The 26,924-nt window shown below is 34.5% G+C and carries 22 protein-coding genes and 4 tRNA genes; 3 read left to right on the top strand and 23 right to left on the bottom strand.

What is annotated here, in order from left to right:
* Positions 1-82 precede the first annotated feature (82 nt).
* Positions 83-1,525: an alpha-amylase gene (locus ABDW27_RS17225; RefSeq protein ID WP_343697007.1), complete on the top strand. Its 1,443-nt coding sequence runs from the start codon at positions 83-85 to the stop codon at positions 1,523-1,525.
* A 156-nt stretch (positions 1,526-1,681) separates the two neighbouring features.
* Positions 1,682-3,274: a peptide chain release factor 3 gene (locus ABDW27_RS17220; protein ID WP_343697006.1), complete on the top strand. Its 1,593-nt coding sequence runs from the start codon at positions 1,682-1,684 to the stop codon at positions 3,272-3,274.
* An 86-nt stretch (positions 3,275-3,360) separates the two neighbouring features.
* On the opposite strand, the gene ABDW27_RS17215 is transcribed toward ABDW27_RS17220, so the two are convergent.
* The 20 genes from ABDW27_RS17215 to ABDW27_RS17120 form a co-directional block, all read right to left on the bottom strand.
* Positions 3,361-4,101: a hypothetical protein gene (locus tag ABDW27_RS17215; RefSeq protein WP_343697005.1), complete on the bottom strand. Its 741-nt coding sequence runs from the start codon at positions 4,099-4,101 to the stop codon at positions 3,361-3,363.
* A gap of 350 nt (positions 4,102-4,451) precedes the next feature.
* A complete protein-coding gene (locus ABDW27_RS17210) occupies positions 4,452-4,763 on the bottom strand; it encodes a DUF3467 domain-containing protein (RefSeq protein ID WP_008466913.1) in 312 nt (103 codons plus the stop codon).
* An 11-nt stretch (positions 4,764-4,774) separates the two neighbouring features.
* Positions 4,775-9,082 (bottom strand): DNA-directed RNA polymerase subunit beta', encoded by a 4,308-nt coding sequence (gene rpoC, locus ABDW27_RS17205; protein ID WP_343697004.1) that lies wholly within the window; start codon positions 9,080-9,082, stop codon positions 4,775-4,777.
* Positions 9,083-9,340: 258 nt separating this feature from the next.
* Positions 9,341-13,153 carry a DNA-directed RNA polymerase subunit beta gene (gene rpoB / locus ABDW27_RS17200; protein ID WP_343697003.1) on the bottom strand — a complete coding sequence of 1,271 codons (3,813 nt, stop codon included), beginning with the start codon at positions 13,151-13,153 and terminating at the stop codon, positions 9,341-9,343.
* Between the two features lie 266 nt (positions 13,154-13,419).
* Positions 13,420-13,791, bottom strand: a complete 372-nt coding sequence (rplL, locus tag ABDW27_RS17195; RefSeq protein ID WP_057123938.1) for a 50S ribosomal protein L7/L12 — start codon at positions 13,789-13,791, stop codon at positions 13,420-13,422.
* 90 nt (positions 13,792-13,881) lie between these two features.
* Entirely contained in the window at positions 13,882-14,385 is a 504-nt protein-coding gene (rplJ, locus tag ABDW27_RS17190) for a 50S ribosomal protein L10 (RefSeq protein WP_125722464.1), read from the bottom strand.
* Between the two features lie 22 nt (positions 14,386-14,407).
* Positions 14,408-15,097 (bottom strand): 50S ribosomal protein L1, encoded by a 690-nt coding sequence (gene rplA / locus ABDW27_RS17185; RefSeq protein ID WP_025572415.1) that lies wholly within the window; start codon positions 15,095-15,097, stop codon positions 14,408-14,410.
* Between the two features lie 13 nt (positions 15,098-15,110).
* The gene (gene rplK, locus ABDW27_RS17180) at positions 15,111-15,548 is read right to left on the bottom strand and encodes a 50S ribosomal protein L11 (RefSeq protein ID WP_026713295.1); all 438 of its coding nucleotides are present in this window, start codon (positions 15,546-15,548) and stop codon (positions 15,111-15,113) included.
* Between the two features lie 67 nt (positions 15,549-15,615).
* Positions 15,616-16,167: a transcription termination/antitermination protein NusG gene (gene nusG, locus ABDW27_RS17175; RefSeq protein WP_343697002.1), complete on the bottom strand. Its 552-nt coding sequence runs from the start codon at positions 16,165-16,167 to the stop codon at positions 15,616-15,618.
* 10 nt (positions 16,168-16,177) lie between these two features.
* Positions 16,178-16,375 (bottom strand): preprotein translocase subunit SecE, encoded by a 198-nt coding sequence (gene secE, locus ABDW27_RS17170; protein WP_008466927.1) that lies wholly within the window; start codon positions 16,373-16,375, stop codon positions 16,178-16,180.
* A gap of 18 nt (positions 16,376-16,393) precedes the next feature.
* Positions 16,394-16,464, bottom strand: a tRNA-Trp gene (locus tag ABDW27_RS17165).
* A 56-nt stretch (positions 16,465-16,520) separates the two neighbouring features.
* Entirely contained in the window at positions 16,521-17,708 is a 1,188-nt protein-coding gene (gene tuf, locus ABDW27_RS17160) for an elongation factor Tu (RefSeq protein ID WP_012024011.1), read from the bottom strand.
* 55 nt (positions 17,709-17,763) lie between these two features.
* Positions 17,764-17,835 (bottom strand) — tRNA-Thr (locus ABDW27_RS17155).
* Between the two features lie 87 nt (positions 17,836-17,922).
* Positions 17,923-18,003: transfer RNA gene (locus ABDW27_RS17150), tRNA-Tyr, on the bottom strand.
* A gap of 62 nt (positions 18,004-18,065) precedes the next feature.
* Positions 18,066-18,139, bottom strand: a tRNA-Thr gene (locus ABDW27_RS17145).
* Positions 18,140-18,229: 90 nt separating this feature from the next.
* Positions 18,230-18,532, bottom strand: a complete 303-nt coding sequence (gene raiA / locus ABDW27_RS17140; protein ID WP_053472330.1) for a ribosome-associated translation inhibitor RaiA — start codon at positions 18,530-18,532, stop codon at positions 18,230-18,232.
* A gap of 34 nt (positions 18,533-18,566) precedes the next feature.
* Positions 18,567-19,460 carry a tyrosine-type recombinase/integrase gene (locus ABDW27_RS17135; protein WP_343697001.1) on the bottom strand — a complete coding sequence of 298 codons (894 nt, stop codon included), beginning with the start codon at positions 19,458-19,460 and terminating at the stop codon, positions 18,567-18,569.
* Positions 19,461-19,547: 87 nt separating this feature from the next.
* Complete coding sequence (gene rpsU, locus ABDW27_RS17130; RefSeq protein ID WP_012024008.1) at positions 19,548-19,742, bottom strand: 30S ribosomal protein S21; 195 nt, start codon at positions 19,740-19,742, stop codon at positions 19,548-19,550.
* Positions 19,743-19,881: 139 nt separating this feature from the next.
* Positions 19,882-21,024: an acyl-CoA dehydrogenase gene (locus ABDW27_RS17125; protein ID WP_343697000.1), complete on the bottom strand. Its 1,143-nt coding sequence runs from the start codon at positions 21,022-21,024 to the stop codon at positions 19,882-19,884.
* 14 nt (positions 21,025-21,038) lie between these two features.
* On the bottom strand, positions 21,039-21,914 hold the full coding sequence (locus tag ABDW27_RS17120; protein ID WP_343696999.1) for a helix-hairpin-helix domain-containing protein: 876 nt from the start codon (positions 21,912-21,914) through the stop codon (positions 21,039-21,041).
* Between the two features lie 287 nt (positions 21,915-22,201).
* On the opposite strand from ABDW27_RS17120, the gene ABDW27_RS17115 reads away from it, so the two are divergent.
* Entirely contained in the window at positions 22,202-23,713 is a 1,512-nt protein-coding gene (locus ABDW27_RS17115; RefSeq protein WP_343696998.1) for an amino acid permease, read from the top strand.
* 72 nt (positions 23,714-23,785) lie between these two features.
* Here the strand turns inward: ABDW27_RS17115 and ABDW27_RS17110 are convergent, their stop codons facing one another.
* The 3 genes from ABDW27_RS17110 to ABDW27_RS17100 all read right to left on the bottom strand — a co-directional run bounded on the left by ABDW27_RS17110 (position 23,786) and on the right by ABDW27_RS17100 (position 26,896).
* A complete protein-coding gene (locus tag ABDW27_RS17110; RefSeq protein WP_007810860.1) occupies positions 23,786-24,013 on the bottom strand; it encodes a PspC family transcriptional regulator in 228 nt (75 codons plus the stop codon).
* A gap of 100 nt (positions 24,014-24,113) precedes the next feature.
* Complete coding sequence (locus tag ABDW27_RS17105) at positions 24,114-25,382, bottom strand: DUF2851 family protein (RefSeq protein ID WP_343696997.1); 1,269 nt, start codon at positions 25,380-25,382, stop codon at positions 24,114-24,116.
* A gap of 152 nt (positions 25,383-25,534) precedes the next feature.
* The gene (locus tag ABDW27_RS17100) at positions 25,535-26,896 is read right to left on the bottom strand and encodes a pyridoxal-phosphate dependent enzyme (RefSeq protein ID WP_343696996.1); all 1,362 of its coding nucleotides are present in this window, start codon (positions 26,894-26,896) and stop codon (positions 25,535-25,537) included.
* Between the last annotated feature and the right edge of the window lie 28 nt (positions 26,897-26,924).

Here is a 26,924-nt window from a genome sequence, read left to right as displayed (position 1 = left end):
AAAAAATAAGAATATCTCGTTTTTAAGCTTCTAAAATTAAATAATTACAAGCTTTATTAATTTAACCTTAACCACATCTATTATGAAAAAACCTATTGCAAGATTATGCTGCATTACTGCAATTACTGCATTTTTGTATTCATGTTCGCAAAATGAAATGAATGATGCTGACTCAAAAGCAGAAAGTCAGCAATTTAAAATCATTAATGTCACCAATCATGACGGAAAGCCTTTTAGTACCGGCGAAAAATCATCTTCTTTAACTGGAAAATATGTTGATAATCCGGGCGGAGGTGTTATGATGCAGGCATTCTATTGGGATGTACCTGCGGGCGGAACCTGGTGGAACACTGTTAGCAGTAAAGTAACGGCTTGGGGAAATGCCGGAATTGGATCTATTTGGCTTCCTCCTGCTTCAAAAGCGCAAAATGGAGCTTATTCTATGGGATATGATCCAACTGATTATTTTGATTTTGGAGATTACAATCAAAACGGAAGTACTGAAACCCGCTTTGGTTCTAAAACTGAATTGGTTAGTTTGATTACCAATGCTCATGCGCAAAATATTAAAGTATATGCTGATATAGTAATTAACCATAACAGCGGCGGGCAATCTGAAGCCAATCCTTTTACAGGTACTAACACCTGGACTAATTTTACAGGAGTTGCTTCGGGTAAATTTCCTCGTAATTATAATGATTTTTACAAAAACAGCTACGGAAATAATGATGAAGGCTCTTTTGGAGGATTTCCTGATTTATGTCACGCTGCACCAAATGTTCAAAACTGGCTTTGGCTGAGAACAGACGGAGTTGGTAAATATTATAAAAATACCATGAAATTTGATGGATGGAGATTTGATTATGTTAAAGGTTTTGGTCCATGGGTAGTAAATTCATGGAATGCAAATGTTGGCGGATTTTCTGTTGGAGAATACTGGGATTCTAACGTAAACACTCTCGAATGGTGGGCAAATAATGCCAATAGTTCTGTATTTGATTTTGCTTGTTATTATAAAATGAATGATGCATTTGACGGAAACAATCTTGCATTATTAAACGATGACATGATGTGGAAACGCAACCCATACAAAGCGGTTACTTTCGTTACAAATCATGATACTGATGAAATTTGGAGCAAAATGCTGGCTTATGCTTACATCTTAACTCACGAAGGATACCCAACAATTTTCTACAGAGATTATGAAGAATGGCTGGATAAAAATAAATTAAACAATCTTATCTGGATTCACAATAATAAAGCTACCGGAACAACTTCTATTTTATATTCTGATAATGATGAATATTTGGCAAGAAGAAACGGTTATAACGGAAATCCGGGATTAATTGTTTACATCAACAATTCTGATGTTTGGCAGGAAAGATGGATTCAGACAAACTGGGCAAATACTCAAATTAAAGATTTCACAGGAAATTCAACTTGGTATCCAACAACTCAAGCTGATAAATGGGTAAAAATTCAATGTCCGCCAAAAGGATATTCTGTTTGGTCTATTAATCAATAATTATTTTTCATATTTTAATTTATGGCTGTCTCAAAAAGACAGCCATATTTTTTATAGAAAATTCTATTCTAAAAACTTACTCTGTCTAATTTTAAGAAGTGAATATTTTTATTAAGCGGTAATTAATAGTACTTTTGCAACCTATTTATACAAAATATGAGCTTTTTAAAAGAAATACAACGCAGAAGAACATTTGGAATTATATCGCATCCCGATGCCGGTAAAACAACATTAACTGAGAAATTATTATTATTTGGAGGTGCAATTCAAGAAGCTGGTGCGGTAAAAAGTAATAAGATTAAAAAAGGAGCAACGAGTGACTTTATGGAGATTGAACGCCAAAGAGGTATTTCGGTTTCTACCTCTGTTCTTGCTTTTAATTATAAAGAAAAAAAAATCAACATCCTTGATACTCCCGGACACAAGGATTTTGCCGAAGACACTTTTAGAACCTTAACTGCTGTTGACAGCGTTATTGTTGTAATTGACGTTGCAAAAGGGGTTGAGGAACAAACAGAAAAATTAGTTGCGGTTTGTAGAATGCGTAACATTCCGATGATTGTTTTCATCAACAAATTAGATCGTGAAGGTAAAGATGCTTTTGATTTGATGGATGAAGTAGAACAAAAATTAGGTTTAAAAGTTACACCGCTAAGTTTCCCAATCGGAATGGGTTATGATTTCCAGGGAATTTACAACTTATGGGAAGAGAATATTAATCTTTTCAGCGGAGACAGCCGTAAAAACATAGAAGAAACCATTGCTTTTTCTGATGTTCAAAACAATCCTGAACTAGATAAAATTGTTGGCGAAAAAGCGGCAACAAAACTTCGCGAAGAATTAGAATTAATTGATGAAGTTTATCCAAAATTTGAACGTCAGGATTATTTAGACGGAAAAATTCAGCCGGTATTTTTTGGTTCAGCTTTAAATAACTTTGGAGTACGTGAGTTATTAGATTGTTTCATCACAATCGCTCCTTCTCCTAGAGCAAAAGATTCTGAAACTCGTTTGGTGGATCCAACAGAGGAAAAAATGAGTGGTTTTGTATTTAAAATTCACGCCAATATGGACCCTAAACACCGAGATCGTTTAGCGTTCATCAAAATTGTTTCCGGAACTTTCGAACGAAATAAACCGTATTATCACGTTAGACAAAAGAAAAATTTAAAATTCTCTAGTCCAAATGCCTTTTTTGCTGAGAAAAAAGAGATTGTTGATGTTTCTTATCCTGGTGACATTGTTGGCTTGCACGATACAGGAAACTTTAAAATTGGTGATACTTTAACAGAAGGTGAAATTATGAGTTTCAAAGGAATCCCTAGTTTCTCTCCTGAACACTTTAGATATATCAATAATGCTGACCCACTGAAAGCAAAACAGCTTGATAAAGGTGTAGATCAGTTAATGGATGAAGGTGTAGCACAGTTATTTACTTTAGAAATGAATAATCGTAAAGTAATCGGAACTGTTGGTGCGCTTCAGTATGAAGTTATTCAATATCGTTTAGAGCATGAATATGGAGCAAAATGTACTTATGAAAACTTCCCTGTACATAAAGCGTGTTGGGTAAAACCTGATGATGCTAAAAATGAAGAGTTTAAAGAATTCAAAAGAATTAAACAAAAATTTCTGGCTCATGATAAATACGGCCAGTTGGTATTTTTAGCCGATTCTGATTTTACAATTCAAATGACGCAAAGCAAGTATCCAACTGTGAAGTTATATTTTACTTCTGAATTTGATTAATTCTATTAAAAAAATAAATACAAAAGGCTGTCTATTAGTTTAGACAGCCTTTTTCATTAATCAATCTAATCAACCTTTTGTAATTTTTATTTGTTGGAATAATTTATTCCTAATCCTCCCATCATTAAAGGCTCAATTCTGGAAAGTTCATCGGCATTAATAATTATGTTTTGCTGTAATACATTATTTTTTACTGATTTTATATCGAAATCTATCGTTTTTGAAAGATAATAATCGTTTGCCGTAATGCTGATTGTTAGAGTTTTACTGGCAGATAAAACTTTTACAGGAATAGAAAATTCTCCCGTTTTTGGATTTAGTTTTATAATGCTCTGCGAACCGTTTATTGACAGAACTAAATCAGGATATATCTTATTATCAAACGGTTTATTTGTTTTTTCTTCTAATAATTTCCCTTTTACAGTTACCAAAACTTCTTCATTTACAGTTTGATTAGAAACAACTTTACCTAATCTATACATAGGCTCTGTACAGGCTTTTTCGGTTTTAACAGGCTCTTTTTCTTGTGCAGTAAGATTTGAAGCAAGCAAAATTGTTGCGGCAACTGCCGCATATTTTAAATTATTGAGTTTAGAAGTCTCATTATACACAAACTCTTCTTCAAGCTGTGATGTTTTTAATCTTGCACAAATATTTTGGTCTTTATTTTCTGCAATGAATTTCGCAACTTCAGAATTTGATTTTTTACTCAAATCAATAACAGTCTTCATACAAGAATCGCAAAATGATCCTTTAGAATTAGGAACCATTTTATCAAAATTTTCAGAACAAGGCTTTGCTATTTCTAAGGTGAATTTTTTTTTCATACTATACTTTTTAAGTTAAATTCTTTTAAAAATGATTCTTACTTATATAGAGTATATTTTTTACAGAAAGGTTGGAAAGAACTGCGAAAAAATCACATTAAAACATAAACCACTTATTTTCGAGCATAAAAAAAGCGCTAATTAATTTATTTAGCGCTCTTTTAAACTTTGAATTAAATCAACCTTACTAAGTCATTATATTTCAAAAATTAATCTTTCATAGGAATTACAAAATTAAAGTAATACCCAAACGAAAAGAAATTTAGTCGATTAAAGTAAATTAAATCGGGTAAACTGCATTTATTTTTAAGTCATAAAAAAAGCCCCATAAAAAATGGGGCTTTTAAAATTTATGCTTGTCCCGCAGGACCGAAGTTAAGCGGAATTGGTGCTTGTTCCGTTTCTTTGATTTCACCGTGGGCTGCCTCAAATCTGTGGATGTTTTCACCTATAGCTCTTAATAATCTTTTAGCATGTTGTGGTGTCAGGACAATTCTTGACTTTACCTTGGCTTTAGGAATACCTGGCATAATGCTCACAAAATCTAAAACAAACTCAGATGATGAGTGATTAATAATCGCAAGATTTGAATAAATTCCTTCTGCGACAGTTTCGTCTAACTCAATATTAATTTGCTCTTGTTGTTGTTTCGGATTACTCATAGTTTCCTAAATTAATAAATGTATTCTTCTTTATTAGCCATCATTTCGTTGTAATCGTCTTTAGATCCTACGATAGTGTTATCGTATTCTCTCATACCAGTTCCTGCAGGAATTCTATGTCCAACAATTACATTTTCTTTTAATCCTTCTAAGTCATCTACTTTACCAGCTACTGCAGCTTCGTTAAGTACTTTCGTTGTCTCCTGGAATGAAGCCGCAGAAATGAATGATTTAGTTTGTAACGAAGCTCTTGTAATACCTTGAAGAACTGGCGTTGCAGTTGCAGTGATTACATCTCTTGCTACAACAAGATTTTTATCTGTACGTTTCAATAATGAATTTTCGTCACGTAACTCACGAGGAGTAATGATTTGACCTGGTTTCAATACTGAAGAATCTCCAGCATCTTCAACCACTTTCATTCCGTATAATTTATCATTTTGAAGGATAAAGTCTTTAGTATGGATCAATTGATCTTCTAAGAATAGAGTATCTCCCGGATCTTCCACTTTTACTTTACGCATCATCTGACGAATTACAACCTCGAAGTGTTTGTCATTGATTTTTACCCCTTGTAAACGGTAAACCTCTTGAATTTCATTTACCAAGTACTGTTGAACAGCCGCTGGCCCTTGAATTCTTAAGATATCATCTGGTGTAATTGCACCATCAGACAATGGAACTCCCGCTCTTACGAAGTCATTTTCTTGTACTAAGATTTGACTAGAAAGTTTAACTAAATACTTTTTAATTTCACCAAATTTAGACTCGATAACGATCTCACGGTTACCTCTTTTGATTTTACCAAAAGATACAACTCCATCAATTTCAGATACAACTGCTGGGTTTGAAGGGTTACGAGCCTCTAAAAGCTCAGTAATTCTTGGTAAACCTCCCGTGATATCGCCCGCTTTAGAAGAACGACGTGGGATTTTTACTAATACTTTACCCGCTTTAATCTTCTCACCATTTTCAACCATTAAGTGTGCACCTACTGGTAAGTTGTAAGAACGAATCAATTCACCTTCTTTACCATAAACTAATAAAGTTGGGATTAATTTTTTGTTTCTAGCCTCAGAAATTACTTTTTCCTGGAAACCAGTCTGCTCATCGATCTCAACCATGAACGATTGTCCTTGCTCTAAATCTTCGTAAGCAATCTTACCAGTAAACTCAGAAACAATTACACCGTTATATGGATCCCATTTACAGATTACAGTTCCTTTAGCTACAGTTTCGCCATCTCCAACGAAAATACTAGAACCGTAAGGAATGTTATGTGTATTTAAAACAATTCCAGTTTTCTCGTCAACTAATTTCAACTCAGTTGAACGTGAAACCACAATATCAACAGAATTTCCTTCGCTGTCTTCTCCTTTTACTGTTTTTAAATCTTCAATTTCAAGTCTACCTGCGAATCTTGTAACAATACTTGATTCTTCAGAGATACCTCCGGCAACCCCTCCAACGTGGAACGTACGAAGTGTCAACTGTGTACCTGGCTCTCCAATAGACTGAGCTGCAATAACTCCGACAGCTTCACCTCTTTGTGTCATCTTACCAGTAGCTAAGTTTCTACCGTAACATTTAGCACAAATTCCTTTTAAAGCCTCACAAGTTAATGGAGATCTAACTTCAACTTTTTCAATTGGAGAAGCTTCGATAGTTTTAACGATAGATTCAGTGATTTGCTCACCAGATCTAACCATGATCTCATTAGTAAGAGGATTGATAACGTCTTGTAATGCAACACGTCCTAAAATTCTCTCACCTAAAGATTCAACGATTTCCTCATTTTTCTTCAATGCAGCAACTTCAACACCTCTTAAAGTTCCACAATCCTCGATGTTAACAATAACATCTTGAGAAACGTCGTGAAGCCTTCTTGTTAAGTAACCAGCATCGGCCGTTTTAAGAGCCGTATCCGCAAGACCTTTACGAGCACCGTGAGTAGAAATGAAGTACTCAAGGATCGAAAGCCCTTCCTTAAAGTTAGAAAGAATCGGGTTTTCAATAATCTCACCACCACCAGCAGTAGATTTTTTAGGCTTAGCCATCAAACCACGCATACCAGTTAACTGACGAATCTGCTCCTTAGAACCCCTCGCCCCAGAGTCAAGCATCATATATACAGAGTTGAAACCTTGCTGGTCTTCTCTAATATTTTTCATTGCTAACTCTGTTAACTGAGCATTTGCTGAAGTCCATACGTCAATAACTTGGTTGTAACGCTCATTATTTGTGATAAGACCCATGTTATAGTTAGTTGAGATACCTTCAACTTGCTCTCTGGCATCTGCAATTAACTTCGTTTTTTGTTCTGGAATTCTAATGTCACCTAAAGAGAATGATAAACCTCCTCTAAATGCGAATTTGTATCCCATATCTTTCATATTATCCAAGAAAGCAGCCGTTGTAGGTACATCAGTCACACTTAAAATGTGTCCGATAATATCTCTAAGGTTTTTCTTAGTCAATACGTCGTTGATATATCCAGCTGCTTCAGGTACTACTTCGTTAAATAATACACGTCCTGCAGTTGTCTGGATGATTTTGTACACTAATTTTCCTTCATCATTAAAATCTTTAGCTCTGATTTTCACACGAGCATTCAATTCTAATCTTCCTTCGTTTAATGCAATATTTACTTCTTCAGCAGAATAGAAAGTTAAATCCTGACCGATAATTTTGTGATCTTCTGTAGAAATACGCTCTTTGGTCATATAGTATAGACCCAAGACCATGTCCTGAGAAGGTACAGTGATAGGCGCACCATTTGCAGGGTTCAAGATATTGTGAGAAGCCAACATTAATAATTGCGCCTCTAAAATCGCCTCTGGTCCTAATGGTAAGTGAACCGCCATCTGGTCACCATCGAAATCGGCGTTGAATGCCGTACATACTAATGGGTGTAACTGGATCGCTTTTCCTTCAATTAATTTTGGCTGGAAAGCCTGAATACCAAGTCTGTGCAAAGTAGGAGCACGGTTCAGCAATACTGGGTGTCCTTTAATTACGTTTTCAAGGATATCCCAAACTACAGGCTCTTTCTTATCAATGATTTTCTTAGCAGATTTTACTGTTTTTACAATACCTCTTTCGATCAATTTACGGATAACGAAAGGTTTGTATAATTCAGAAGCCATATCTTTTGGCAATCCACACTCATATAATTTTAACTCAGGACCAACGACAATTACCGAACGAGCAGAATAATCCACACGTTTTCCAAGTAAGTTTTGACGGAAACGCCCTTGCTTACCTTTTAAGGAATCAGATAATGATTTTAATGGTCTGTTTGATTCTGTTTTAACAGCAGAAGCTTTACGTGTGTTATCGAATAATGAATCTACAGATTCCTGTAACATACGTTTTTCGTTTCTTAAGATAACTTCTGGAGCTTTAATCTCCATTAATCTTTTCAAACGGTTATTACGGATGATTACACGACGGTATAAGTCGTTCAAATCTGAAGTTGCAAAACGACCTCCATCAAGTGGCACAAGCGGACGTAATTCTGGTGGAATAACTGGAACCACTTTCATAATCATCCATTCTGGACGGTTTTCGCGGTTTTCGTTAGACTCACGGAAAGATTCAACAACTTGTAATCTTTTTAAAGCCTCAGTTTTTCTTTGTTTAGAAGTCTCGTTGTTAGCACTGTGTCTTAATTCATAAGATAAAGCATCTAGGTCAATACGAGCTAATAAATCCATAATACACTCTGCTCCCATCTTGGCAACAAACTTATTAGGATCTAAATCATCTAAATATTGGTTTTCTTGTGGAAGAGTATCTAAAATGTTTAGGTATTCTTCTTCAGTTAAGAAATCTAATCTTTGTAAAGATTCTCCATCTGCATTTTTAGCAATACCTGCCTGGATTACTACGTATCTTTCGTAGTAAATAATCATATCTAATTTTTTAGATGGAAGACCAAGGATATAACCAATTTTGTTTGGAAGAGAACGGAAATACCAGATGTGAGCAATTGGCACAACAAGGTTGATGTGTCCTACTCTATCACGACGTACTTTTTTCTCAGTAACTTCAACACCACAACGGTCACAGATGATACCTTTGTAACGAATTCTTTTATACTTACCACAAGCACATTCGAAATCTTTTACTGGTCCGAAGATTCTTTCGCAGAAAAGTCCGTCACGCTCTGGTTTGTGAGTTCTATAGTTGATTGTTTCTGGCTTTAAAACCTCTCCTCTTGATTCTTTCAAGATAGATTCTGGTGAAGCCAATCCAATAGAAATTTTGTTAAATCTTTTTACTGGATTTTTATCTTTATTGTTTCTGTTATTCATCATAGTTTTTACTATTGATTTATTTGCAATTAAAAAATTGAATTTAGATTTATAATCTACTCTTAAAATTTAAGAGTTAATCATTCAGCTACTACCTCGGGTTACTTCTCTAAACCTCAAAACTGAATTTTGAAGTGCTAGTTATAAAATGCCTCGCATTTTTATAAAAAATCGGAACGGGTTACGGGTATAAATCTTTAAAAACCTATTATAAATATGAATATAGAGACGTGATTAATCACGTCTCTACTACATTTTTAATTATTCTTCCAAACGAAGATCTAAACCTAGACCTTTCAATTCGTGCATTAATACATTGAATGATTCTGGTAAACCTGGTTCTGGCATAGTTTCACCCTTAACGATAGCTTCGTAAGTTTTAGCTCTACCAATAACGTCATCAGACTTAACAGTTAAGATTTCACGTAGTGTACTAGAAGCTCCATAAGCCTCAAGTGCCCAAACCTCCATCTCTCCAAAACGCTGACCTCCAAATTGAGCCTTACCTCCAAGTGGTTGTTGCGTAATCAATGAGTATGGTCCGATAGAACGTGCGTGCATCTTATCATCAACCATGTGTCCTAATTTAAGCATGTAAATTACACCCACAGTTGCTTTTTGTGCAAAACGCTCTCCAGTTCCACCATCAAATAGGTAAGTATGTCCAAAACGTGGTACTCCAGCTTCATCAGTCAAAGCATTGATTTCGTCTAGAGAAGCACCGTCGAAGATTGGAGTAGCAAATTTCCTACCCAAGTTCATACCAGCCCATCCTAATACTGTTTCATAAATCTGACCAATGTTCATACGTGAAGGTACCCCAAGTGGATTCAATACGATATCTACTGGTGTTCCATCTTCTAAGAAAGGCATATCTTCGTGACGAACGATCCTTGCAACAATACCTTTGTTACCGTGACGTCCTGCCATTTTATCACCAACTTTTAACTTACGTTTTTTAGCGATATAGATTTTAGCCAATTTCAAGATTCCAGATGGTAATTCATCTCCAACTGTAATAGTGAATTTTTCTCTTCTTAAAGATCCTTGTAAGTCGTTTAGCTTAATTTTATAGTTATGAATTAAATCATTAACCATTTTATTAGTAGCATCATCAGCAACCCACTGACCTTTGCTTAAGTGAGCAAAATCTTCTACTGCGTAAAGCATTTTTTGAGTATATTTTTTACCTTTTGGTAAAACTTCTTCACCCAAATCATTCATTACACCTTGAGATGTTTTTCCGTTAACGATCAAGAATAATTTCTCAACCAATCTGTCTTTTAATTCAACAAATTTAGTTTCGAATTCCATTTCTAAAGCGCCTAAAGCATCTTTATCCTGAGTACGTTTACGTTTATCTTTTACGGCTCTTGCAAATAATTTTTTGTCAAGAACTACACCATGTAAAGAAGGAGAAGCTTTTAATGAAGCATCTTTTACATCACCTGCTTTATCTCCAAAGATTGCACGAAGCAATTTCTCCTCTGGAGTAGGGTCCGATTCTCCTTTTGGTGTAATTTTTCCGATCAAAATATCGCCAGGTTTAACCTCTGCTCCAATTCTGATCATACCGTTTTCATCTAAGTCTTTAGTAGCTTCTTCAGAAACGTTAGGAATATCGTTTGTTAACTCTTCGTTTCCTAACTTAGTATCTCTAACCTCTAATGAATAATCATCAACGTGGATAGAAGTAAAAATATCATCACGAACTACTTTCTCAGAAATTACAATCGCATCCTCGAAGTTGTATCCTTTCCATGGCATGAACGCAACTTTTAAGTTTCTACCTAAAGCTAATTCTCCATTTTGAGTAGCATATCCTTCAGACAATACTTGACCAGGAACAACTCTGTCACCTCTTCTTACGATTGGTTTCAAGTTGATACTTGTACCTTGATTGGTTTTTCTAAATTTAATAAGGTTGTACGTTTTCTCATCAGCATCAAAACTAACCATTCTCTCGTCTTCTGTACGATCGTATTTAATAGTAATGATGTTAGCATCTACGTATTCAACAGTACCATGCCCTTCAGCATTGATTAATACTCTTGAGTCAGAAGCTACCTGACGCTCTAAACCTGTACCAACAATCGGAGCTTCAGGACGGATCAAAGGAACTGCCTGACGCATCATGTTCGATCCCATCAACGCACGGTTAGCATCATCATGCTCCAAGAAAGGAATCAAAGATGCAGAAATCGAAGCGATCTGGTTAGGAGCAACGTCTGTATAATGAACAACAGATGGTTCAACAACTGGGAAGTCACCCTCCTCACGAGCAATAACATTGCTAGCTGTAATTTTACCAGTAGTATCCATCTCAATGTTTGCCTGAGCAATCATTTTACCTTCTTCTTCTTCAGCACTTAAGTAAACCGGTGCGCTTTCTAAATCAACAACACCATTTGTTACTTTACGGTATGGAGTTTCGATGAATCCCATTCCGTTTACTTTTGCATAAACCCCAAGAGAAGAAATCAAACCAATGTTTGGTCCCTCAGGAGTTTCAATCGGACATAAACGACCATAGTGCGTATAGTGAACGTCACGAACCTCGAAACCAGCTCTCTCTCTCGAAAGTCCACCTGGTCCAAGTGCAGAAAGTCTTCTTTTGTGTGTAATCTCAGCTAATGGGTTCGTTTGATCCATAAATTGAGATAACTGGTTAGTACCAAAGAAAGAGTTGATAACTGACGATAATGTTTTAGCATTAATCAAATCAATTGGTGTAAACACCTCGTTATCTCTAACGTTCATTCTCTCACGAATAGTTCTAGCCATACGTGCTAAACCAACACCGAATTGTTGAGACAATTGTTCACCAACTGTTCTAACACGACGGTTTGATAAGTGATCGATATCATCAATCTCTGCTTTAGAGTTGATCAACTCGATCAAATATTTAACGATTGTAATAATATCCTCTTTAGTAAGCACTTGCTTATCCATAGGAATATCTAAATCTAATTTTTTGTTCATTCTGTAACGACCAACTTCACCTAAGTTATAACGTTGATCTGAGAAGAACAATTTATCTATAATACCACGAGCAGTTTCCTCATCAGGCGGTTCAGCGTTACGCAGCTGACGGTAAATGTGCTCTACAGCTTCTTTTTCAGAGTTTGTAGGGTCTTTTTGTAACGTGTTGTGGATAATAGCATAATCTGCCTGGTTATTATCCTCTTTGTGTAACAAAATAGATTTAACGTTAGAATCGATGATCTCTTCAACATTATCTTTGTCGATAATTGTATCACGATCAAGGATGATTTCATTACGTTCGATAGAAACTACCTCTCCAGTATCTTCATCAACGAAATCCTCATGCCAAGTGTTCAATACACGCGCAGCAAGTCTTCTTCCAATATATTTCTTAATTCCCGTTTTAGATACTTTAATTTCTTCAGCTAAGTCGAAAATTTCAAGGATATCCTTATCTCTTTCGAAACCGATAGCACGGAATAAAGTCGTTACAGGTAATTTTTTCTTTCTATCGATATATGCGTACATTACGCTGTTAATATCAGTAGAGAATTCTATCCAAGATCCTTTAAAAGGAATTACTCTGGCAGAATAAAGTTTAGTTCCATTTGCATGGAATGACTGTCCAAAGAAAACCCCTGGAGAACGGTGTAATTGAGATACTACAACACGCTCGGCACCATTGATCACAAAAGTACCACTAGGAGTCATGTAAGGAATTGTTCCAAGATAAACATCTTGTACAATAGTTTCAAAATCTTCGTGTTCTGGATCTGTACAGTATAGTTTTAATCTAGCTTTTAAAGGCACACTATAAGTAAGACCTCTCTCTATACATTCTTGAATTGTATAACGCGGCGGATCAACAAAATAATCTAGGAATTCCAATACAAAGTTATTTCTTGTATCTGTGATTGGAAAGTTTTCCATGAAGGTGTTGTATAACCCTTCGTTGCCTCTTTCGTCAGATTTCGTTTCTAATTGAAAGAAATCTTTAAAAGATTTAACCTGAACATCTAAGAAATCCGGATAGTCAGGAATATTTTTTGTAGAGGCAAAATTCAATCTTTCAGTCTGATTTGTTATCATCAATGGACAAAATTTTGATTAAAAAAAAGTAATTTTTTTGTGTAAAAACACACTGTTTAATCTATACTTTCTTATTATAATCAATACATCTTTAAAAATAAAACAGTAAAATAAGTTTGATTTTCTTTCTTCGTATTGATCAAAAACTTTTTCGTATTTTAAACTATGGGATAATAAAACTTGATATATATTTTATTATACGAAAAATGGTTTAGGCCTTTGAGTGTTAACTCAAGACCTAAACCTAGTTCTTAAACTGAGTTTAATTATTTAAGCTCAACAACAGCTCCAGCCTCTTCTAAAGATTTTTTAAGACCTTCAGCCTCTTCTTTAGAAACACCTTCTTTAACGTTACTTGGAGCACCGTCTACTACGTCTTTAGCTTCTTTAAGACCTAAACCAGTTAATTCTTTAACTAATTTTACAACAGCTAATTTAGAAGCTCCTGCATCTTTCAATACAACTGTAAATTCAGTTTGTGCTTCTTCAGCAGCACCTTCTCCACCACCAGCAGCAACTACTACAGCTGCAGCAGCAGGCTCGATACCATACTCGTCTTTTAATATTGTTGCTAATTCGTTAACTTCTTTAACTGTTAAGTTAACTAATTGTTCTGCGAATTGTTTCAAATCTGCCATTTTTTCTATCGTTTAAAATGATTTGTAAAAATATAATTTAATTATTGTGCGCTAATTAAGCAATAAGGAAGCCTGCTTCCAAATTCAAAATTACTCTGCTCCTTCTTCTTCGCTTCCTGCGAATTTGTTTTGTAAAGCAGAAATAATTCTTTGAGCTGGAGATTGTAATAATCCAATGATTTCTCCAATAAGCTCTTCTTTAGATTTAATCGTAGCTAATGCATCTAATTGATTATCTCCGATGTATACTTCAGAATTGATGTATGCTCCTTTTAAAACTGGTTTATCAGATTTCTTACGGAAATCTTTGATAATTTTTCCAGGTGCATTAGCAACATCAGAAATGAAGATAGCACTGTTACCAGATAAAACTGTAGGTAAATCTCCATAATCATTATCAGAAGCCTCCATTGCTTTTGCAAGCAAAGTGTTTTTTACAACCTCTAATTTGATACCTGCCTTGAAACAAGCTCTACGTAAGCTTGAAGTTGTCTCTGCGTTTAAACCAGAAATATCAGAAATATAAATGATATTTGTACCAGCTAACTGCGCAGTTAAATTTTCAATCGCGATTGATTTTTCTTCTCTAGTCATACTAAAAATTTTTAACTACCAATTATACTGCTTTTGGGTCTAATGCGATAGCAGGACTCATTGTGCTTGTAAGGTGAATACCTTTGATGTATGTACCTTTAGCAGCAGTTGGTTTAAGTTTTATTAATGTTTGAATAATTTCGTGTGCGTTGTCAACAATCTGCTCAGCTCCAAAAGAAACTTTACCGATTCCTGCGTGAACGATACCAGTTTTATCAACTTTAAAGTCAATTTTACCAGCTTTAACTTCTTGAACAGCTTTAGCAACATCCATAGTTACAGTACCTGTTTTAGGGTTTGGCATTAAACCTCTAGGTCCTAAAATACGACCTAATGGACCTAATTTACCCATAACAGCAGGCATAGTAATGATCACATCAACATCTGTCCAACCGTCTTTAATTTTTTGTAAGTAATCGTCAAGACCAACGTGATCTGCTCCAGCTTCTCTTGCTTCAGCTTCTTTATCTGGAGTAACCAATGCTAATACTTTAACGTCTTTTCCTGTTCCGTGAGGTAAAGTAACTACACCTCTCACCATTTGATTCGCTTTTCTTGGATCAACACCCAAACGAACTGCGATATCAACAGACTCATCAAATTTTGCAGAAGCAACAACTTTAATTAATGCAGCAGCATCTTTTAAAGAGTATAATTTGTTCTTTTCAATTTTTGAAGCAGCCTCTTTTTGCTTTTTTGTTAATTTTGCCATGTCTTTTTCTTAATTAAAAAGGAGCATCTCCTGATACAGTTATACCCATAGATCTAGCTGTTCCAGCAACCATACTCATTGCTTTTTCTACTGTAAAAGCATTTAAGTCTGGCATTTTGTCTTCAGCAATAGCTCTAATTTGTTCCCAAGTAACGCTAGCTACTTTTTTACGATTAGGCTCACCAGAACCAGATTTTAGCTTTGCAGCTTCCATTAACTGAACTGCTGCTGGAGGAGTCTTAACAACAAAATCAAATGATTTGTCTTTGTACACAGTGATTTGCACTGGACAAATTTTGCCAGGTTTATCCTGAGTTCTAGCATTAAATTGCTTACAAAACTCCATGATGTTAACCCCAGCAGCTCCTAAAGCAGGTCCAACCGGTGGCGACGGGTTCGCAGCACCTCCCTTAACTTGTAGTTTAACTACCTTACTAATTTCTTTAGCCATTTTTAAAAAATTTAACACTGTAATCAATGGAAGCGATTACAATGGTTTATTATAGTGTAACAAAAAATTATACTTTTTCAACTTGCATAAAACTTAACTCTAATGGAGTTTTTCTTCCGAAAATTTTAACCATTACTTCAAGTTTACGCTTTTCTTCATTGATTTTTTCAACCGTACCATTGAAACCATTAAAAGGACCATCGATCACTTTTACTGTTTCTCCTAAACTAAATGGAATTGATCTTGTATCTGTATTTACAGCCAACTCATCCACTTTTCCTAGCATACGATTTACCTCAGACATTCTTAAAGGTACAGGTTCTCCGCCTTTAATCTCTCCTAAGAAACCAATTACACTCGTAATAGATTTAATAATATGAGGTATCTCACCAACCAAGTTAGCTTCGATCATAACATATCCAGGGAAATATACTTTATCCTTAGACATTTTTTTCCCTTCTTTTACAGTAACCACTTTTTCAGTAGGCACTAAAACCTGGGAAACATAATCACCCATACCTAATCTGGCAATCTCAGTTTCGATGTAAGCTTTAACCTTATTCTCCTGGCCGCTTACAGCTCTAACCACATACCATTTTTTCACATTATTATCTGCCATCACAAAAAAATTATCCTTTTAACCAGTTAAAAAATCCAGCCAAAGCTTTTGCAAAAAATTCGTCTACTCCCCATGTTGCCAAAGCGAACAGAATCGAAAATACAGCCACAACAATTGTCAATTTTTGAACCTCAGCCCAAGCTGGCCAAGTAACATTTGACTTTAACTCCTCGAAAGCCTCTGATAAATAATTAGTAACTTTTGTCATTTGATATATTTTTTATTGCACGGGCGGAGGGATTCGAACCCCCATCAACGGTTTTGGAGACCGCTATTCTACCCTTGAACTACGCCCGTAATTAAAGCCAGTGATTAAAAAATAATCACTGGCTTTTTTATTTATTTTAATAGAATTACTCTACGATTTCAGTAACCTGTCCAGCACCAACTGTTCTACCACCTTCACGGATAGCAAAACGTAAACCTACGTTCATAGCGATTGGGCTTAATAAAGCAACTTCAATAGTTAAGTTATCACCTGGCATTACCATCTCTACACCTGCTGGTAAAGAAATAACTCCTGTTACGTCAGTTGTACGTACGTAGAACTGTGGACGGTAGTTATTGTGAAATGGAGTGTGACGTCCACCTTCTTCTTTTTTCAAGATATAAACCTCAGCTTTGAATTTAGCGTGTGGTTTTACTGAACCTGGCTTAATAATAACCATACCTCTTTTGATATCAGCCTTATCAATACCTCTTAACAATAAACCTACGTTATCTCCAGCTTCACCTCTGTCAAGGATTTTACGGAACATCTCAACTCCTGTAATAGTAGAAGTTAATTTTTCAGCTCCCATACCAATGATTTCAACAGGATCTCCAGTGTTAGCAACTCCAGTTTCGATACGACCTGTAGCTACAGTTCCACGACCTGTAATTGTAAATACATCCTCAACTGGCATCAAGAATGGTTTAGCAACGTCACGTACTGGCTCTTCGATCCAGTTATCAACAGCTTCCATTAATTCGATAATTTTAGGTACCCAGTTTGGATCATTGTTTAATCCTCCTAAAGCAGAACCTTGAACTACAGGACCATTATCTCCATCATATTCGTAGAAAGATAATAAATCTCTAATTTCCATTTCAACAAGCTCTAATAACTCAGCATCATCAACCATATCCACTTTGTTCATGAAAACAACGATTCTTGGAATACCTACCTGACGTCCTAAAAGGATGTGCTCACGAGTTTGTGGCATTGGACCATCTGTAGCAGCAACTACTAAGATAGCTCCGTCCATTTGAGCAGCTCCAGTAACCATGTTCTTTACGTAATCCGCGTGACCTGGACAGTCAACGTGAGCGTAGTGACGGTTAGCTGTTTCATACTCTACGTGTGATGTATTAATAGTAATACCTCTTTCTTTCTCCTCTGGAGCGTTATCGATTTGATCAAACGATTTTGCTTGACAGTAACCAGCATCTGACAATACTTTTGTAATTGCAGCAGTTAATGTAGTTTTTCCGTGATCTACGTGTCCAATTGTACCTATGTTTAAGTGCGGTTTGGAACGATTAAAATTCTCCTTTGCCATTTTACTTAATTTTTAATCTTAGTTATATATTAATTTTCAATTTCCTACTTACTTGAGCCAATGTCGGGATTTGAACCCGAGACCTCTTCCTTACCAAGGAAGCACTCTACCCCTGAGCTACACCGGCAGAGAGTTCTGATTTTAGATTTTCGAATTTAGATTTCAGGTTAAAAAACCTAAAACCTACAATCCTAAATTCCAAACTTCTTTTTTGTGGGGAGAGCAGGATTCGAACCTGCGAAGTTCTCACAGCAGATTTACAGTCTGCCCTCGTTGGCCGCTTGAGTATCTCCCCTAATTCGTTAAAATTCAATACTTTAAAAGAACTTATTCCAAATCGCATTTGAAATATTTTTGAGCCGATAGAGGGACTCGAACCCACGACCTGCTGATTACAAATCAGCTGCTCTAGCCAGCTGAGCTACATCGGCGAATACATTAAAAAAGTCCGCTATTTCTAACGGACTGCAAATGTAGCTATTTTATCTTTTAATCAAAACATTTTTTGAAAAAAATTTCAATTAAATATGTGCTCTTATTTTTTCTTTCCTTTTTACCAGTAAACGTTCTAAAGATTCCGCAGAAAGCTCCACTGCTTCCTCAAAGGACTTACACTGTTTTTTAACCAAAAACTCATCTCCCGGAACATTAATCTTAATCTCTACCGCCTTATTCTCCTTATCACTTGTTCTTTCAACTTTTAAAAAAACATCAGCCGATACTACTCGGTCGTAATACTTTTCCAGCTTATCCATTCTCTCTTGAATAAAATCCACCAATTTTCTGTCGACAGTAAAGTTAACTGCATGAACATCTACCTTCATAATAATAATTTTAGGGTTAAACATTTCAGAATTATTATTTATTTCTCGGATGAGCATCTGAATAAACTTTTTTAAGTTCTGCTAAACTATTATGAGTATAAACCTGAGTAGACGCCAAACTTGAATGCCCTAATAATTCTTTAACTGAATTTAAATCTGCCCCGTTATTAAGCAAGTGAGTCGCAAAAGTATGCCGTAACACATGCGGACTCTTTTTTACCTTTTCAGAGACCCTACTAAAGTAACAATTTATTAATCGATACACAAAAGATTCGCTTAATTTTAACCCTTTTTTCGAAATAAAAAAATTATCCGAATCTACAATCTGATCAAGCTGCTCTCTTTCTTTTAGATACAAACCAATCTGATCAACAACTATTGACAAAAGCGGCACAATCCTTTCTTTATTTCTTTTACCAAGCACCTTAACAACATTTGAAGACAAATCAACATTTTTCACCGTCAAACTTATCAATTCTGCACGTCGCATTCCTGTCGTATAAAAAAGATCTACAATAAGTTTATCCCTTATTTCTTCAAACCCAGAAGGAGAATCCACACCTGCCATTAAATCATTTACTTCTTTCTCAGAAAACGGAACTTGTACAATTTTAGGAGTTTTAAGCGCTTTATGCTTCAGCATCGGATTTACCTCTATTTGCTTAATCTTCAAAAGAAATTTATAAAAAGCTTTCAAAGAAGCCATTTTACGATTTACAGAAACATTTGAAATTTCCTGATCTACCAAAAAAACAATCCAACTTCTAATTTGACTATAATTAACCTTTTCAATTCCTTCCTGCTCAAAGTTAGTCTTATTAAATTCTTCAAAAAAGGTGATATCATTCAAATAAGCATTGACCGTATGCGGAGAATACTTCTTCTCCAACTGTAGATAATTACGAAAAGCTTCTTTATTTGAATTCATATAAAAAGGTTTAAAAATAAAAAACCGTTAGCATCAAAATTAAAACATTTTGACCACTAACGGTAATTATTTTTGAAAAGCTTAATATTAACTCTCTAAACTATCTTTCAAAGTTTGGATGTAAGCAGCTTTTTGAATTTGAGCTCTTTTTACAACAGAAGGCTTAATAAAAGCAGTACGTGCTCTTAATTGACGAACAGTTCCTGTTTTATCAAATTTTCTTTTATAGCGCTTTAATGCTCTATCGATATTTTCTCCGTCTTTAATTGGTATAATTAACATAATATAGACACCTCCTCTCGTTAAGGCTGCAAATGTAAAAATTAATTATGAATTATGAAGTATAAATTATGAATTATTTTTTTTTAGAAAAAAGAAAATAGAGTAAAGACTTTTTTCTATAATCTATTCTCTTTACTCTTTACTCTTTCAACAAATTTCTCGAGATAACCAGCTTCTGAATTTCCGTAGTTCCTTCTCCTATAGTACATAATTTAGAATCTCTGTAGAATTTCTCTACCGGAAAATCTTTTGTATAACCGTAACCTCCATGAATTTGAACCGCTTCGTTTGCAATTTTCACGCAAGCTTCTGAAGCATACATTTTAGCCATTGCTCCCGAAGTTGTTACTGGTTTATGTTGTTGTTTTAAATATGCCGCTTTGTGCAATAATAGTTCTGAAGCTTCAATCTCCGTTGCCATATCGGCTAATTTGAATGAGATTCCCTGAAAACTGCTTATTGGCTGTCCAAATTGATGTCTTTCTTTCGAATATTTCAATGCGGCTTCATAAGCTCCTTTTGCTATACCAAGTGATAAAGCGCCAATTGAAATTCGACCGCCATCTAAAATTTTCATAGCCTGAACAAATCCTTGTCCTATTTCACCTAATCTATTCGCATCCGGTACACGGCAGTTATCAAAAACTAATTCTGCAGTTTCGCTGGCACGCATTCCCAGTTTATTTTCTTTTTTACCTGAAGAAAAACCAGGCATTCCCTTTTCCAGCACAAAAGCTGTCATTCCTTTAGAATCGCCTTTTTCACCTGTTCGGGCAATTACAACTGCAACATCGCCAGATATGGCATGGGTAATAAAATTTTTAGCCCCATTAATAACCCAATAATCTCCGTCTTTAACAGCGGTAGTATTCATTCCGCCTGCATCAGAACCTGTATTGTGTTCTGTTAATCCCCAGGCTCCAATATATTCTGCAGTGGCTAATTTTGGTAAATACTTTTTCTTTTGTTCTTCGTTTCCAAATGTCAAAATATGATTGGTGCAAAGCGAATTATGCGCGGCAACTGACAAACCTATTGAAGGATCTACTTTTGAAATTTCTTCAACTACCGTAATATATTCATGGTATCCCAACCCCGAACCTCCATATTCTTCAGGCACAAGAACTCCCATAAACCCCATCTCTCCTAATTTTTTAAATAAGTCTACTGGAAAAATCTGAGCTTCGTCCCACTCCATTATATGTGGTTTTATATTTTTCTCTGCAAAGTCTTTTATAGATTGAGCAATCATCGACTGCGTTTCGTTATAATCAAAATTCATTAGTTAGTTATTTTTTAGAACTCCAAATATAAACTAATTATTTTTGCTTTTTCAACAGGAAAACCTTTAATTTTTATCAAATCCTCAATATTATTAAAATTTCCGTTCATACTTCTATAAGTTACAATTTGTTTTGCGAGAGAATATTTGAAATAAGGAAACTGAGATAACTCTTTTAATGTCGCATCATTTATAGCAATCTTCTTAAAACCTGATGGCATTATCACTTTAAAATGACTATTCAATTGCGCAATAACTTCTGGCGAAAGCCCCCATACATCTTCAAGTTGTTCCATAGAAACGAAACCACCTAAAATTTCCTTTTGTTTTAATATTCTTGAAGATAATGCATCTCCAATACCATAAATTGCTATTAAATCTTCCTGACTGGCCTGATTAATATCCTTAAGTATTATAGTTTCTCTTTTCGGAAATGTTTTTTGGACATATTCTTTTTTATCTGCTTTATATTCATTTTTCTTTTGTGTCCAATCCGGGAATTTAAACAAAGGAGCAATTACATTTAATAATGAATCAGAGATTTTTGTTACTTTTTGAAATTCTTCGGCTGAGTTTACATATTTATTTTCTTTTCGAAAAGCCAGCAGTCGATCAATTTCTTCAACTGACATTCCGAGTTTGTATCCTTTATAATCAGAAATGAAATTAGGATTAAAAGTATACACTTTTTGCTTTTCTGTGTATTTTACTTCTTTTGCTGCATCTATTTCTTTTTGTAAGGCTAACCATTTAGTCTCTTCCGGAAATGTTTTTTCATTCTGGTTAAAATCGACAAAAAAATAAATTAACTGCAGCGTGATAATTATTATTAAAAATAAAAAAATACCTGTTTTTTGCTGGCTTGTAAATTTGAAATATTGGCTTAACATCTTAATATATGTGATTATTGTAAATATTTGATCTTATAAAAAAGCATAAAATACGGTATAATATTTTTATTTATTAAGAAAAATACTAAAAATATTATTCACAAAACCTGCATAACGAACTCAATCGATTTATATCGAGATTAAAATAAACTCAGCACTAACAGAACATTGCAAACAGAATAAATCAAAAAATTAAATATTTTATAACTTAAAATATCATAATTGTTTTTATTTTTTACAAAAAACGATACATTTGGAGCTTAATAACAATAAACCAATAAAATAGTATGTCAATTTGGAGAGTTAAACCAATATCGGCTTTTGAGGCTGATATGAAAAAAAGTGATTTAAAAAGAGTTCTTACAAGATGGGGATTGACCTCATTAGGAATTGGGGCAATCATAGGTGGAGGAATTTTCACTTTAACAGGAATCGCAGCGCATGATTATGCGGGTCCAGCTTTAGCTCTATCCTTTGTTATTGCAGGTATAGGCTGTTTATTTGCTTCTCTTTGTTATGCTGAATTTGCTTCAGTATTACCAGTAGAAGGTTCTGCATATGCATATGCATACGGAACAATCGGCGAAATTTTTGCATGGTTCATTGGGTGGAACCTGATTCTTGAATATATGATGGGAGCCACTACCGTTGCAGTCGCCTGGAGCGGTTATTTTGTAAAACTTCTCCATTTATTTGGAATTAACATTCCAATCTGGCTCTGTAATGACTTACATACTGCTATAGAAAAAGTTGCCGAACATAATAAAGAATTCCCTCTCGATCAAATTGATGTACCTACATTTGCATTTAACTTACCTGCTTTTATCATTACATGGATCGTAACTGCGATTCTTGTAAAAGGAATTAAAGAAGCGGCAAGTACAAACAATTTAATTGTAATTGTAAAAATTGCTGTAGTTCTTTTTGTAATTATCTGTGGTGCTTTTTACATTAATGTAGACAACTGGCATCCTTTTATTCCTACTGAAGTTCCTGCTTTGGATGCATTAGGAAATGCTACCGGAAAAATGAATTTTGGATTTGGAGGTGTATTAACAGCTGCTACAATTGTTTTCTTTGCTTATATCGGTTTTGATGCCGTTTCTACTCAGGCAGGAGAAGCTATTAATCCTAAAAAAGATGTACCATTTGCTATTATTGCTTCATTAGTAATTTGTACTATTCTTTATATCCTTGTGTCATTAGTATTAACCGGAATGGTTCACTACGATCAATTAGACAAAGCTGCACCGGTTGCTTCTGCATTTAGCGAAAACGGATTAACTTGGGCGGTATTTATCATTACAATTGCTGCTACAGCAGGTTTAACATCTGTAATGCTTGTTATGATGCTTGGACAGACTCGTATTTTCTTAGGAATGTCAAGAGACGGTTTATTACCTCCGTTTTTCAGTAAACTTCACACTAGTTTTAAAACACCTTATAAGAGTACATTTTTAGTAGGAACAATTATTTCTATTGTTGCTGCTCTTACTCCAATTGAAAAAGTAAGTGAAATGTGTAGTATGGGAACATTATTAGCATTTGGAATGGTGTGTGTTGCCGTAATGATTTTAAGATACAAAAAACCAGAATTAGAAAGACATTACAAAACTCCGGCAGTTTATTTAGTTGGAACATTAGGAGTATCATTCAACTTATTCTTAATGACTCAGGTAAGACATGATACCTGGATTGCTTTCTTATGCTGGGGAACTTTAGGTATTATTGTTTATTTTGCTTACAGTAAAAAAAGAGCAAAACTTAATAATCCTGAAAGCGAAGCTGAAGAAATCTAATAAAAGATTATATGAAAAAACCTGTTCAATTGAACAGGTTTTTTTTATGCTTTATATGAATGAATGTTTGAATTATAAATCGAAAACTGATGTTCTTTTGGCGCGAATTAAATCTTTCAGTCTAATCCAAAAAGCTAAAGTTAGATAAACACCAAATCCTAAACCGGCAGTAACAAACGAGATATAGATAAAAAACAATCTAACACTTGTTACGCGCATTCCGAGTTTATCTGCCAGTCTTGATGAAACATGAAAACCGTATTTTTCAAAAAAGAATTTAAGTTTTAAAATAGCTGACATTTTTATTATTTTAGATTTTAGACTGTAGATTTTAGATTTTTTTCGCTTTGCATCTGATTACAAAAGTACAAATTATCTCATTATCACATTTTCTGATTAACTAATTTTTCAGAAGCTCCATTCCTATTGCACATTTCAGACATGCTTTATTATTGCAATATTCATTTTTCAATTCTAATAAAGTTTGAGTTTCGAATGCATTTTTTGCTTTAATTCCGAAAGACTCAAATTTATCTATAACTGCGTTTTTTTCAGGAACAACTTCATTCATAAAATCAATTAAGTCTTCTAAAATAGCATCTCCCATTATTGTTGAATAAGCAAACTGAATAGGAATTATTGTGTTTATGATGATTAAATCCAAAAATGATTTTGAAAGTGTTTTGGCTTTCTTTGGACTTTCTTTGTCGAACTGATAATGATTCTGCCAATACGGACTAACCAGAATACTAAGTAATTCATAAACGTTTTTAGCCGATTTTAAAGCAATTATTTTATAAAACAAGTTTTGATATTTATGATACAAATTAGCCAGTTGTGAAAGCCGAATCGTTGGAAAATTGTCTGGTCGATGTTTAAAAAACTGAACCGGATTTATAAATGGTTTTTCTAATTGGTATTTATGCAAAAGGAAAAAATATCTGAACTTCAAATCTTTAAAATATTCGTCTTCTTTTTCTCCGTCTAACAAGGCCAAATTTCCAAAAAACAGTGCTTCCAGATTTTCAACTTCAAAACTTTCTTTTCTGATTACAGAAAACGAAATTGATTTAGACATTTCCAGAAAACTACTGCCGTTTGTATTTAAACCAAAATTTCTGGCCAGAAGGCAGAACAAAACCGCTTCCCAGTCCTGATTTGTTTCTTCGAGCAATTCAAAAACAAATTTAGATTTTCGTTCTAATCGCTCAAAAAATAATCTTTCCTGCCAGTTTTTCAATATAAAATCATCAATATTTTTTAATTGTTTTTCGCATGAAATCCATGTTTTTGGAAAAAGCAGCGCATTATAATTTTCAATTACTTCTTTTGACGTGTAATCTTTTAAAACCAAAACCGGAATTTCGGTATTGTTCTGTCTAAAAATTGGTGTATCATTCTCCCAGACTATATGCAGAATTACATTTTCATAAGCAGGATCTTTTTCATGATTATGCAGATACCAGTCTGACGATTTTAAGTGAATTTCTATATTTCCTGCCCATTTTTGATCTCCAATTACAATAAGTGCATTAAAAAAATCAGGTCCGGCAAGTTCTAAATAATCACCTGTTTTTATAATGGTGATTGATTCATTTTGAACAGTTTTTAGATTTAAAGTATCAAACTTTTTATACTTCCAGAGATAATGAAGAAAATCTTCTTTCATTTTTTACAAATAAAAATTAAGACCTAAAAATAATTATTTTAGTATTAATCTTACAAAAAAAAATAATTTTAATTTTTACTGAAAAAGAAAATCCATAAATCATGATTAAAACAATCTGATTTATGGATTTTAAAAAAAATATTTCGAGTTGTTTATTTTATAGAACCAATAATATCATATTTTGTAATAATATGGTGGTTTCCGTTTCCTAAATCAACTAAAACGGCATCATTTTCTTTACTGAAAAGTTTAGAAACTTCTTCAATTGGCGTTCCTAATTTTACAACTGGGAAAGGTTTACCCATTACTTCTTTAATTGGTTTTTCGGCTACGTTTTTATCGGCAACATAACTTCTAAACAAATCTGTTTCGTCAACAGAACCTACAAAACCATTAATATCAACAACCGGAATCTGTGAGATTTTATATTTACGCATACGTTCGATAGCATGCGAAACCAATTCTTCTGTACGAACAACGATTAGTTCTTTATCGATATGATCTTTAATTACATCTTCGGCTTTTGTAACGTTTTCTTCAAGGAATCCACGCTCACGCATCCAGTCATCGTTAAACATTTTACCTACATAACGGCTTCCAGAATCGTGAAATAATACCACAACTACATCATCCGGTTTAAAATGTTCTTTTAACTGCAATAACCCTTTAATACAAGCTCCTGCTGAGTTTCCAACAAAAATACCTTCTTCAAGTGCAATTTTTCTGGTGTAAACTGCAGCGTCTTTATCGGTAACTTTTGTAAAACCATCGATTAGAGAAAAGTCAACATTCTTTGGTAAAATATCTTCTCCAATTCCTTCGGTTATGTATGAGTAGATTTCGTTTTCATCAAAAATTCCCGTTTCGTGGTATTTTTTAAAAACTGAACCGTACGTATCAATTCCCCAAATTTTAATATTTGGATTTTTCTCTTTTAAGTATTTTCCAACTCCTGAGATTGTTCCTCCTGTTCCTACTCCCACAACAAAATGTGTGATTTTTCCATCCGTCTGTTTCCAGATTTCAGGTCCGGTCTGCTCGTAATGTGCCAGTGAATTTGACATATTATCGTATTGGTTTACGTACCAGGAATTTGGAGTTTCTTCTGCCAGACGTTTTGAAACTGAATAATAAGAACGAGGATCTGTAGGTTCAACATCAGTAGGGCACACTACTACTTTTGCACCAACAGCACGAAGGATATCCATTTTTTCTTTAGACTGCTTGTCTGAGATTACACAAATCAATTTGTAACCTTTTACAATCGCAACAAGGGCAAGACCCATTCCTGTATTTCCGGAAGTTCCTTCAATAATAGTTCCGCCAGGTTTAAGGCGGCCGTCAGCCTCAGCATCTTCGATCATCTTTACAGCCATTCTGTCTTTTACAGAATTTCCCGGATTAAAAGTTTCGACTTTTGCCAATACTAACGCATCAATTTCAGCAACAATTTTGTTGAGTTTTACCAATGGCGTATTGCCAATTGTTTCTAAAATATTATTTGAAAAGTCCATTTTATTTAAGTTTATTATTTGGTTTAAA

This window comes from Flavobacterium sp., from assembly GCF_039595935.1.
Classification (GTDB): Bacteria; Bacteroidota; Bacteroidia; order Flavobacteriales; family Flavobacteriaceae; genus Flavobacterium.
This window is presented reverse-complemented; position numbering and strand designations above follow the sequence as displayed.

What these genes read in the sequence shown, in the direction of transcription:
- ABDW27_RS17225 (WP_343697007.1), top strand. Translation starts at nt 83, where the DNA reads ATGAAAAAACCTATTGCAAGATTATGCTGCATTACTGCAATTACTGCA.
- ABDW27_RS17220 (WP_343697006.1), top strand. Translation starts at nt 1,682, where the DNA reads ATGAGCTTTTTAAAAGAAATACAACGCAGAAGAACATTTGGAATTATA.
- ABDW27_RS17215 (WP_343697005.1), bottom strand. Translation starts at nt 4,101, where the DNA reads ATGAAAAAAAAATTCACCTTAGAAATAGCAAAGCCTTGTTCTGAAAAT.
- ABDW27_RS17210 (WP_008466913.1), bottom strand. Translation starts at nt 4,763, where the DNA reads ATGAGTAATCCGAAACAACAACAAGAGCAAATTAATATTGAGTTAGAC.
- rpoC (WP_343697004.1), bottom strand. Translation starts at nt 9,082, where the DNA reads ATGATGAATAACAGAAACAATAAAGATAAAAATCCAGTAAAAAGATTT.
- rpoB (WP_343697003.1), bottom strand. Translation starts at nt 13,153, where the DNA reads ATGATAACAAATCAGACTGAAAGATTGAATTTTGCCTCTACAAAAAAT.
- rplL (WP_057123938.1), bottom strand. Translation starts at nt 13,791, where the DNA reads ATGGCAGATTTGAAACAATTCGCAGAACAATTAGTTAACTTAACAGTT.
- rplJ (WP_125722464.1), bottom strand. Translation starts at nt 14,385, where the DNA reads ATGACTAGAGAAGAAAAATCAATCGCGATTGAAAATTTAACTGCGCAG.
- rplA (WP_025572415.1), bottom strand. Translation starts at nt 15,097, where the DNA reads ATGGCAAAATTAACAAAAAAGCAAAAAGAGGCTGCTTCAAAAATTGAA.
- rplK (WP_026713295.1), bottom strand. Translation starts at nt 15,548, where the DNA reads ATGGCTAAAGAAATTAGTAAGGTAGTTAAACTACAAGTTAAGGGAGGT.
- nusG (WP_343697002.1), bottom strand. Translation starts at nt 16,167, where the DNA reads ATGGCAGATAATAATGTGAAAAAATGGTATGTGGTTAGAGCTGTAAGC.
- secE (WP_008466927.1), bottom strand. Translation starts at nt 16,375, where the DNA reads ATGACAAAAGTTACTAATTATTTATCAGAGGCTTTCGAGGAGTTAAAG.
- tuf (WP_012024011.1), bottom strand. Translation starts at nt 17,708, where the DNA reads ATGGCAAAGGAGAATTTTAATCGTTCCAAACCGCACTTAAACATAGGT.
- raiA (WP_053472330.1), bottom strand. Translation starts at nt 18,532, where the DNA reads ATGAAGGTAGATGTTCATGCAGTTAACTTTACTGTCGACAGAAAATTG.
- ABDW27_RS17135 (WP_343697001.1), bottom strand. Translation starts at nt 19,460, where the DNA reads ATGAATTCAAATAAAGAAGCTTTTCGTAATTATCTACAGTTGGAGAAG.
- rpsU (WP_012024008.1), bottom strand. Translation starts at nt 19,742, where the DNA reads ATGTTAATTATACCAATTAAAGACGGAGAAAATATCGATAGAGCATTA.
- ABDW27_RS17125 (WP_343697000.1), bottom strand. Translation starts at nt 21,024, where the DNA reads ATGAATTTTGATTATAACGAAACGCAGTCGATGATTGCTCAATCTATA.
- ABDW27_RS17120 (WP_343696999.1), bottom strand. Translation starts at nt 21,914, where the DNA reads ATGTTAAGCCAATATTTCAAATTTACAAGCCAGCAAAAAACAGGTATT.
- ABDW27_RS17115 (WP_343696998.1), top strand. Translation starts at nt 22,202, where the DNA reads ATGTCAATTTGGAGAGTTAAACCAATATCGGCTTTTGAGGCTGATATG.
- ABDW27_RS17110 (WP_007810860.1), bottom strand. Translation starts at nt 24,013, where the DNA reads ATGTCAGCTATTTTAAAACTTAAATTCTTTTTTGAAAAATACGGTTTT.
- ABDW27_RS17105 (WP_343696997.1), bottom strand. Translation starts at nt 25,382, where the DNA reads ATGAAAGAAGATTTTCTTCATTATCTCTGGAAGTATAAAAAGTTTGAT.
- ABDW27_RS17100 (WP_343696996.1), bottom strand. Translation starts at nt 26,896, where the DNA reads ATGGACTTTTCAAATAATATTTTAGAAACAATTGGCAATACGCCATTG.